Below are 8,594 nucleotides of genomic sequence, written 5' to 3'. Positions count from 1 at the left end.
GCACCCCGGCGCCCGCCCGGACCGCGACCGTGCCGGTGCGCATCCCGGCCGCCCCCGTCCGCGCGGCGGCCCAGCGACTCGCCGCGTGAGCCCGCTCCGGGCGCAGGGGGCGGCCGCCCCGGCGGAGTTCCGCCGGGGCGCGCCTGCTCCGGGGAGGGGCGGCGACGGCACCGGCCGGTCCGGCTCCTGCGGTCGCGCGGGAGGTCCCGCGCGGGAACGGCTCAGCGCATCATGTCGCCGGAGGCCGACGGGACGAGCGGAGTGACCGAACGGGCCCGCTGCCACATCCCGTGCAGCTGCTCGCCGGGGCGCATCTGCTCGCCGTGGAGGGCGTCGAGCACCACCAGGACACCGGTGAGCGCCGGCACCGCCCACTGCAGGCAGGTCAGCTGACGCTGCGCCTTGTCGAGGTTGATCGGGTGCTTGGCGGCCTTCTCGGCGTCCTGCGGGTCGCCGGAGGACGCCAGCTCGACCTTCTTGCCGAGGACGCGCGACCAGGCGGTGACGGCCAGGGCCGCGCCGGTGACGACGGTCTTGGCGGTGCTGGAGGCGGCCACGCCCTGCTGGCCGGCGACCCGGTGGGCGTTCGCGACCAGCATGCCGGTGCTGCCGACCAGGTGCGCGCCGATGGCGACGGCGTTGACCGGCGTCCACTTCGCCCAGCCGGCCGAGGAGATGCGCGCCGTGGCGGTGTTCGTCTCCCCGACTTCCTCCGCCCCGCCGTTGACGCCGACGGCGCCCATCAGCGAGCCTCCGAACCACGCGGCCAGCCCCACATCGTGCAGGCTGCGCAGGAGGGTGTTGCGATCGGACATGACGGTGCTCCTTCATGGAGGGTGGGACCACTTCACGGATGGTGGGCCGGCGCGACGGGAACGCCGGCTCCTCCACCCTCCCCGGCCCCTTGCGCCGCCGCCATTACGGCTGGCCCGAACGGGCGCCGTTCCGTCCCCCGGCCCCCGGACCGCGATCCGCCGCCCGGCACTGCGCAGGACGGGGGGCGGCCGGGCCCGCGAGCGGGGCGCGGCGGCCGCCTCCGCCCGCCGTGCCGACCGCGCCGGTCCGGGCGCCCGCCCGGGGAGGACGGGGCGGCTCCGCGCGGAGTACGTACGTCCCGCCCTCGGGCCCGCCACCCGCGAGCGTGACCGTCGCCCGCGCCCGGGCGGACCCGTAGCCGTGCCCGCCCGCCGCCGGGCGGGCTTCCGCGGCGGCCCGCCCGGCGGCGGCGCGAGGTCGGACCGTGGCGGGCGGAGGCTGCGCTATAGTAGATCTTGAGCAGCCACCGAACTCCCGGTGGCGAGCCACGCGTTGGTGGTCCAAGGAAAGACGCCCCGCTTCCTGCGGGGAGATGCAGGTGCAAGGCCTGCCCGGCGCTCTGTACGGCCCCGCTCCCGGTGATCCGGGAGCGGGGCCGAGTTGTTTCCGCCGCCACGAGGGGCCGGCGGCACTCCTGTCGTCGAGGGTGCCCGGCCGGCGCGCCGCCGGCGCGGACGCCTCCTCGCACCGCGCGTGTGCCGGCCGGCGGGGAGTGCCGCGGGGGGCCGGGCGGCGGTTCGGAGGCGGCCCGCCGGCCGTGGATGATGTCACAGATCCCGGTGGGCGAGGAACTCCAGCAGCGCGTGCAGCTCCCCGGCCGCGTCCGCCCGCAGGGGCAGGCCCGCCAGCACGTCCTTCGCCGCCGCGAGGTGGCGGCGGGCCTCCGCGAGGCAGCGGGCGCGGGCGCCCGTCCGCTCGACGAGGGCGGCCGCCCGAGCGGGGTCCCCCGCGGTCTCCAGCAGCGCGGCGAGCCGCCCGGCTGCCGGTCCGGGGGAGTCCAGGGCCAGCAGCAGCGGCAGCGTCTTCTTGCGTTCCCGCAGGTCACCGTGGACGGGTTTGCCGGTGACAGCGGGGTCGCCCCAGATGCCCAGGACGTCGTCGGCCACCTGGAAGGCCGTGCCGAGGTGCCGTCCCGCGCGGTCGAGGGCGGCGGCCGTCGCCGGGGACGCGCCGCCGAGCAGGGCGCCCAGCGCCAGCGCGCAGCCCAGCAGCGCGCCCGTCTTGCGCTCGGCCATCGTCCGGTACTCCGCCGGCCGCACCCGCCGCTCGCCGCTCCAGGGGCGGGAGGCGAACAGCAGGTCGTCCGCCTGCCCGCGCACCAGGTCGGCGAGCGCGGCGGACAGCACGCGCAGAGCCGCCGGCCCCGCCGCTCCGGCCGGCCCCGCCGACCCTGCCGGGTCCGCCACCCCCTCGGGTCCCATCGGACCGATCGGCCCCGTCGGCCCAGCCGGGTTCGCCGACCCGGCCGGGCCCGCTGGACCCATCGGACCCGCCGGACCCGCCAGGTCCGCGGGACCTGCCGGCCCCGTCGGTGCCGTCGGTGCCGTCGGTGCCGTGGCCAGTGTCTCCACGGCCAGGGCGAACAGCGCGTCACCCGCGAGGACGGCGGGGCCCGTGCCGTACGCCTTCCACACGGAGGGGCGTCCGCGCCGCAACGGGTCGCCGTCCATGACGTCGTCGTGCAGCAACGAGAAGACGTGCACGAGTTCCACCGCGACCGCCGCGGGCACGCCGTCCCGTCCGGGTGCGCCCACCGCCTCCGCGCCGAGCACGGCCAGCGCCTGCCGCACCCCCTTCCCGCCGGAGGCCCCGCCCGTGCCACCGAGGTCACGCCAGCCGAAGGCGTACGCGGCCATCTCGCCCATCCAAGGATGCAGCCGCCCGACCGCCTCGCGCAGGGACGGCGCCACCAGCGTCCGGCAGCGGGCGAGGACGTCGGGCGCGTCGAGCCGTTCCCGGACCGCCGAGCGCGCCGCCGTCACCGTGCGGCCCCCGCCGCCCCGACCGTGCGCGTGCCGAGCCCGTTCGCGCCGGACCCGTTCGCGTCCGTGCCGAGCCCGTTCGCGTCCGTGCCGGACTCCTCCGCGTCGATGCCCAGTTCCTCCCGGGCCCGTGCCACCATGGCGCGCGCGTGCTTCAGGCCGATCCGCCGCAACGTGCGGTCCAGGTCGTCGAGGTCGGCGGCCGTCCCGGCGCGGTCCCGTCCGAGCCTGGCCAGGGACTTGACCAGGCCGAGCCGGGCGAGGGCCTCCCCGCGGGGCTCGCTCATGGTGCGGAACTCCGCGAGCGCCTGCTCGTAGAGGTCGCGGGAGTCCGCGTAACGCCCGGCCCGGTACAGCACGTTGCCGCGCATCTTGTGGTTGTAGGCGAGCGCGCCCGACAGGTTCATCGCCCGGCAGGTCGCCTCCGCCTCGGTGAGCAGGGCCAGCGCCCGCTCGGTGTCGCCGTCGCGGACGGAGACGACGTCGGCGAGCCCGCGCAGGGCCCAGGCGTGGCCGCGGCGGTCGTCGGCGCCGGCGGCTATCTCCGCGGCCTCCTCGAACAGGGCGTACGCGGTGTCGTAGGCGCCGGAGTTGCGGTGCATCTGGGCGATGCCCTCCAGTGCCCACACCGTGTGCCGCGCCTCGCCGCGCCTGCGGGCCTCCGCCAGGAGTTGCTCGTGCAGGCGGGCGACGTCCTCGTAGTCGCCCTGGATGCGGCCGGTCTCGGCCAGGCCCGCCAGCGAGTAGCCGCGGACGACGACGTCGCCGCCCCGCTCGCCGAGGTCGGCCGCCAGCCCGAGCAGCCGCCGGGCCAGGGCGAAGGAGCCGCGCTGGCGGGCCAGCGTGCCGCCGCTCCACAGCGCCCAGGCCATCGCCGCGACGTCCGCCGCCTCCCGGGCGGCGCGGTAGCTCGCCTTCCACGCGCGGTCGGCGTCCCGGACCTGGCCCAGCCGCCGGTGCGCCTCCGCGACGGCGAGGCCGCAGGCCGCGGCCTCGGTGAGGCGGCCCGCACGCTGGGCGGCCCGCAGCTGCGCGGTCCCGGTGGTGAGGACGTCGGTCAGCGAGGAGTTGACGGAGAGCGCGGTGAGAACCCCCTGGTACTCCGGGGCGACTGCCTTGCTGTACATGAGTGCCTTTCGGTCCGCTGTCTGCCTTGCGCGAAGGAGGCGACCGGGGCATCTGTACGCATTGCGTATACATGCTGCGTATACACGACATGTATACGCGATGTGTATAGCGCACCGGTCGTCAGCCCCGGCCGGATGCTCCGGGGCGTCGTTCGCTGTCGATCAAGACGACGGCACGGCCGGGGAGGTTGCTCGTGAGGCGCAGATCACTCGACGTGCCGTCCGGCACCGTCCGGTCTGTCCGGCGGGGCGGGATTCGCGCACCTTGCGGGGCGCACCGACACCGTGGGCGTTCGATCCGCCGAACTCCCCGGACGGGTGTCCTTGCCCGCCCCCGTCCCACTGCCGCGACAGCGGGACGGGGCGCGGCGCGGTCAGCAGGGGCGGCGCCACACCCCGAGTTCCGGTTTCTTCAGCATCGACGACAGCCTCAGGGTGCGGGACTCGGGGCAGAAACCGCCGGGCGGCTCCGCGTACTCCACGTGGAAGACCGCCTTGTCCGCCGTGATGAACGGTGTGAGTTCCGCGCACTCGTCGTACTGCGCGCACTCCTCGTTGACCGCGAAGTCGAAGGTGCCGACGAGCTCGGGGATCTGCGGGAGGTCGTTCTTCAGTCCCACGGACAGCCCGCGCTCGTGCGCCAGGTCCGCGATCATGCGGTTGTACGCGAGCTGGTCGCGGGCGGTGAGGGGGAAGCCGGTGTCGTTGCCGTACCCCTCGACCAGGTCGGGCTCCACCGCGTCGAAGCCCTTGTCGCGGCACATGTCGAAGCGCCGCTCCATGAGCGGGCGCAGGGCGGACAGCCGGCGGATGTCCAGCCAGCGCTCGCCCTTCCAGCCGTTGGGCTCGCCGAGCAGCGAGCGCGGGAAGGCGTCCGCGTCGGGCCGGAAGTCCTCCCAGGCGCCCACGTTGACGTAGCAGATGACCTTGCGTCCGGCGCGGTGCAGGCGCGCCACGTCCGCCGCCGAGTTCTCGAAGCCGTCGATGTCGTAGACGGGCACGTCGACCGACGGGTCGGCCCGTCCGTCGAGCTGCCACTGCCAGGCCAGCCCGGGACGCGGCGTCCAGCGGGCCTTCCCGCCTCCGCCGCGCCCGTCGTCCGCGCCGGAGCAGCCGGCCAGCGCCGAGACGGCCAGGACGGCCAGGAGCGTCACGTACGCCAGTACGCCGCGTGTCATCGCCGGTGTGCCGCGTGTCATCGTTCCACCCAGGTCAGCGCGGGGGTCAGCTGCGCCCACGGGTTGGGGGGCCCGCCGGTGACCGGTCCGCTGACCGCCGCGCCGCGCTCGCGGGCGGTGCGCACGGCGAGCGGCACCAGCGCCTCGGGCACGCCGTAGACGAGGTGGCAGAACCGTTCGGGGGGCTGCCGCGCGGTCCACTCCGGCCGGCTGAACGCCGACACGTACGTCGACCAGTGGCCCTCGAACGTCACGGTCAGGTCCGCGAGGCGGACGTATCCGGGCGCGGGGTGGACCCCGGGGTTGAGCACGACGGTCCTCGCCCCCGACCTGCGGGCGGAGCGGACCAGGCGGCGGCAGGCGGGCAGGCCGTCCGGCGTCGCCGTGACCCGGTCGAGGAAGCAGCCGTCGGCCGCGTACCACTCCTGGTGCCGGCGCAGCTCGTCCGCGATCGCGGACGGATCGCGCGTGCCGTAGTCGGTGTCGACGTAGCCCAGGACGCGGGCGCCGGCCTCCCGCAGCGCGTCCGCCGCCGCGGTGAACGCGGGGTCGGGCGCGGCGCCGGGCCCGTCGGCGGGGTTGAGCACGACCGCGTAGGTGCGGGCGGCCGCCCTGATGAGGCGGTGCCAGGCGCCCGGGTCCTCGGCCGGGTGGACGTAGAGCGGTATCAGCAGGCTCACGGGGCGGCGTCGCCTTCCGCGCGGCGGGCGGCGGGCCGCCCGGCCGTGGCCGTCCACAGCGCGGTCAGCGCGTCGTCCAGGGTGTGCGCCGGGCGCCAGCCGAGGGCCCGGTCCGCGGCGGTGATGTCGGAGCACTGCCAGGACACCTGCGCCGAGCGGGCCGAGCCGCCGGCGTCCTCCTCGATCCGCCCGCGGAAGCCGGCCTTCTCCGCCAGGCCCCGCACCAGGTCGCGCACGGGGACGGCGGTACCGCCGCCGACGTTGAGGACGGGCGGCAGCGGCCCGGGCGCCGTGACCGCGAGCTGCGCCGCCCGCGCGAGGTCGCGCACGTCCACGAAGTCGCGGTGGGCGGACAGGTCGCCGAGCCGCAGCACCGCGTCCGGGTCCGGTCCCGCCGCGCGCAGCAGCGCGGCGATCCGGCCGGGCAGTCCGGTGCGCGGCGCCCCGGGCCCCACCGGGTTGCCCACGCGCAGTACGACGGCGTCCAGGCCGGAGGCGGTCACCGCGACCGTGCCCGCGAGCTTCGTCGCGCCGTAGGGGCTGACCGGCCGGGTGGGGTCCGACTCCGTCACCCGGGTGCCGGGGGCGGACGGGCCGTACTCGGCGGCCGAGCCCAGGTGGACCAGGCGCGCCGCGGGGGCCGCCCGGCTCAGCGCGGCGCACAGCGCGGCGGGGCCGCGGGCGTTGGTCTCGGCGAGGGTCACGGCGTCGCCGCCGGTCGCGCCCGCGCAGTTGACCACGGCGTCGGGTGCGGCCGACGCCAGCCTCTCGGCCAGGTCTTCCGGGCGGGCGGTGGCCAGGTCGACGCCGACCTCGGCGGCGGGCGAGCGGCCGCCGCCGAGGACGAGCGCGCCGGGCAGGGCGCGCAGCCGTGCGGCGACGTGCGCGCCCAGATAGCCGGTGTGGCCCAGGACGAGGATGCGCATGCGGTGTTCAGGCTCCCTTGAGCAGAAGCGACTTGCGGGTGGTGAACTCGGCGTTGGCACGGTCGTAGTCGTCCGGGCGGCCTATGTCGAGCCAGTAGCCGTCGAACGCGTAGGCGTGCGGCGGGGTCTCGGCGGCGAGCAGGTCCAGGACCAGCTCGTCGAAGCCCAGCGGCAGACCGGGGGTGTAGCCGTCGAGCGTCGTGCGGGACAGGCCGTAGACGCCCATGGAGACGCTGTAGTCCAGGCTGGGCTTCTCCCTGAACCCGACGACTCTGCTCGCGTCGGTCGTCAGCACGCCGAAGTCTATGTTCACCTTGCGGGAGTAGGTGGCGATGGTCAGGGGCGCGCCCGACTCCTCGTGCCGGCGCAGGACGTCGGCGTAGTCGAGGTCGGTGAGGATGTCGCCGTTCATCACCAGGAACGTCTCGGGCAGGCGCTCGCGCAGGGTGAGCAGCGGCCCCATGGTGCCCAGGGGGCTGTCCTCGGTGGCGTAGTCGACGGCCAGGCCCCACTGCGAGCCGTCGCCGACGTAGGCGCGGATGATCTCGCCCAGGTGGCCGATGGCGATGGTGCAGTGGGTGAAGCCGGCCGCGGAGAGCTGGCGCAGCACGATCTCCAGGATGGCGTGCTGGTCGCCGATGGGGACGAGCGGCTTGGGCAGCGCCGTGGTGTACGGGCGCAGCCGGACGCCCTTGCCTCCGGCCAGGATCACTGCGTGCATGGGGCTCCTCCTTCGGGGACGTGCCGGACGGTGGGGCGGGGTCAGATGTTGTAGATGCCGGTCTTGTAGCGGGCGAGGTTGGCCGGGTCGCGGAAGAACTCCGCGGTGTGCGCGAGCCCTTCCTCCAGGGTGTGGGCGGGCTCCCAGCCGGTCGCCGCGGTCAGCCGGGACGCGTCGCAGACCAGCCGCATCACCTCGGAGTTGGCGGGGCGGTGGCGCGTGGTGTCCTCGCGCACGTCGAGGGCGGTGTCCATCACCTTGCCGATCAGTGCGACGAGGTCGCCGACCGAGATCTCGCCGCCGGTGCCGGCGTTGAAGGTCCGGCCCACCACCTGTGCGGCGGGCGCGGTGCCCACCGCGAGGAACGCCCGCGCGGTGTCCTGGACGTAGGTGAAGTCGCGCGTGGGACGCAGGTCGCCCAGGGTGATGGTGCGCTCCCCGGCCGCCACCTGGCCGATGACGGTGGGGATCACCGCGCGCATCGACTGGCGCGGCCCGAAGGTGTTGAACGGCCGCAGCGTCACCACCGGGGTGTCGAAACTGGCGTGGTAGCTGTCGGCGAGCCGGTCCGCGCCCGCCTTGGAGGCGGCGTACGGCGACTGGGTGTTGATGGGGTGGTCCTCGGTGATGGGCACGGTCCGCGCGGTGCCGTACGTCTCGCTGGTGGAGGTGTGCACCAGCCGGGGCGTGCCGAGCGCGCGCACGGCCTCCAGCACGTTGAGGGTGCCGGTGACGTTGGTGTCCACGTAGCTGTGCGGCGCCTGGTAGGAGTACGGGATCGCGATGAGGGCGGCCAGGTGGTAGACGCAGTCGGCGCCCTCGACCAGGCCGCGGACGGAGCCGGGGTCGCGGACGTCGCCGAGCACGACCTCCACGTGGTCCATGACGTCGGCGGGCAGGGTCTCCAGCCATCCGTAGGAGGAGAAGGAGTTGTACTGGGCCATGGCCCTCACCCGGTGTCCGGAGGCGACCAGCGCCTCGGTGAGGTGGGAGCCGATGAAGCCCTCGGCTCCGGTGACGGCGGCGAGCGGTGCGGAGGTCAAGGCGGGTGTCCTTCCGGTCGGTTGCGCAGGGGGCCGGCGGTGGTGCGCGGTCGTGCGGGCCGGTGGTGTGCGGGATCGTGCGAGGCGGGCGCGGTGCGGGGCGTACGGGGCGGTGCGCGTG

General features: G+C 75.8%; 8 protein-coding genes. All 8 read right to left on the bottom strand.

Features of this window, described 5'->3' with window-relative positions; translation table 11 throughout:
• Positions 1–221: 221 nt before the first annotated feature.
• The 8 genes from IE271_RS28340 to IE271_RS28305 all read right to left on the bottom strand — a co-directional run bounded on the left by IE271_RS28340 (position 222) and on the right by IE271_RS28305 (position 8,473).
• Positions 222–815 (bottom strand): hypothetical protein, encoded by a 594-nt coding sequence (locus IE271_RS28340; protein ID WP_190193298.1) that lies wholly within the window; start codon positions 813–815, stop codon positions 222–224.
• Positions 816–1,583: 768 nt separating this feature from the next.
• A complete protein-coding gene (locus IE271_RS28335) occupies positions 1,584–2,798 on the bottom strand; it encodes a polyprenyl synthetase family protein (RefSeq protein WP_190193297.1) in 1,215 nt (404 codons plus the stop codon).
• Positions 2,795–3,925, bottom strand: coding sequence for a tetratricopeptide repeat protein (locus IE271_RS28330; RefSeq protein WP_190193296.1), 1,131 nt, complete (start codon positions 3,923–3,925; stop codon positions 2,795–2,797). Before IE271_RS28330 ends, IE271_RS28335 begins: the two co-directional genes overlap by 4 nt.
• Before the next feature lie 374 nt (positions 3,926–4,299).
• Positions 4,300–5,124 carry an endo alpha-1,4 polygalactosaminidase gene (locus IE271_RS28325; RefSeq protein ID WP_373308852.1) on the bottom strand — a complete coding sequence of 275 codons (825 nt, stop codon included), beginning with the start codon at positions 5,122–5,124 and terminating at the stop codon, positions 4,300–4,302.
• The gene (locus IE271_RS28320; RefSeq protein ID WP_190193295.1) at positions 5,121–5,783 is read right to left on the bottom strand and encodes a spherulation-specific family 4 protein; all 663 of its coding nucleotides are present in this window, start codon (positions 5,781–5,783) and stop codon (positions 5,121–5,123) included. Before IE271_RS28320 ends, IE271_RS28325 begins: the two co-directional genes overlap by 4 nt.
• Positions 5,780–6,709 (bottom strand): NAD-dependent epimerase/dehydratase family protein, encoded by a 930-nt coding sequence (locus tag IE271_RS28315; protein WP_190193294.1) that lies wholly within the window; start codon positions 6,707–6,709, stop codon positions 5,780–5,782. Before IE271_RS28315 ends, IE271_RS28320 begins: the two co-directional genes overlap by 4 nt.
• 7 nt (positions 6,710–6,716) lie before the next feature.
• Positions 6,717–7,430 (bottom strand): nucleotidyltransferase family protein, encoded by a 714-nt coding sequence (locus IE271_RS28310; RefSeq protein ID WP_190193293.1) that lies wholly within the window; start codon positions 7,428–7,430, stop codon positions 6,717–6,719.
• Positions 7,431–7,471: 41 nt separating this feature from the next.
• Complete coding sequence (locus IE271_RS28305) at positions 7,472–8,473, bottom strand: SDR family NAD(P)-dependent oxidoreductase (RefSeq protein ID WP_190193292.1); 1,002 nt, start codon at positions 8,471–8,473, stop codon at positions 7,472–7,474.
• Positions 8,474–8,594: the final 121 nt, after the last annotated feature.

This window comes from Streptomyces minutiscleroticus, from assembly GCF_014650875.1.
GTDB lineage: Bacteria > Actinomycetota > Actinomycetes > Streptomycetales > Streptomycetaceae > Streptomyces > Streptomyces minutiscleroticus.
The sequence above is the reverse complement of the archived record's forward strand: the minus strand, read 5'-3'. Positions and strand labels throughout refer to the sequence as shown.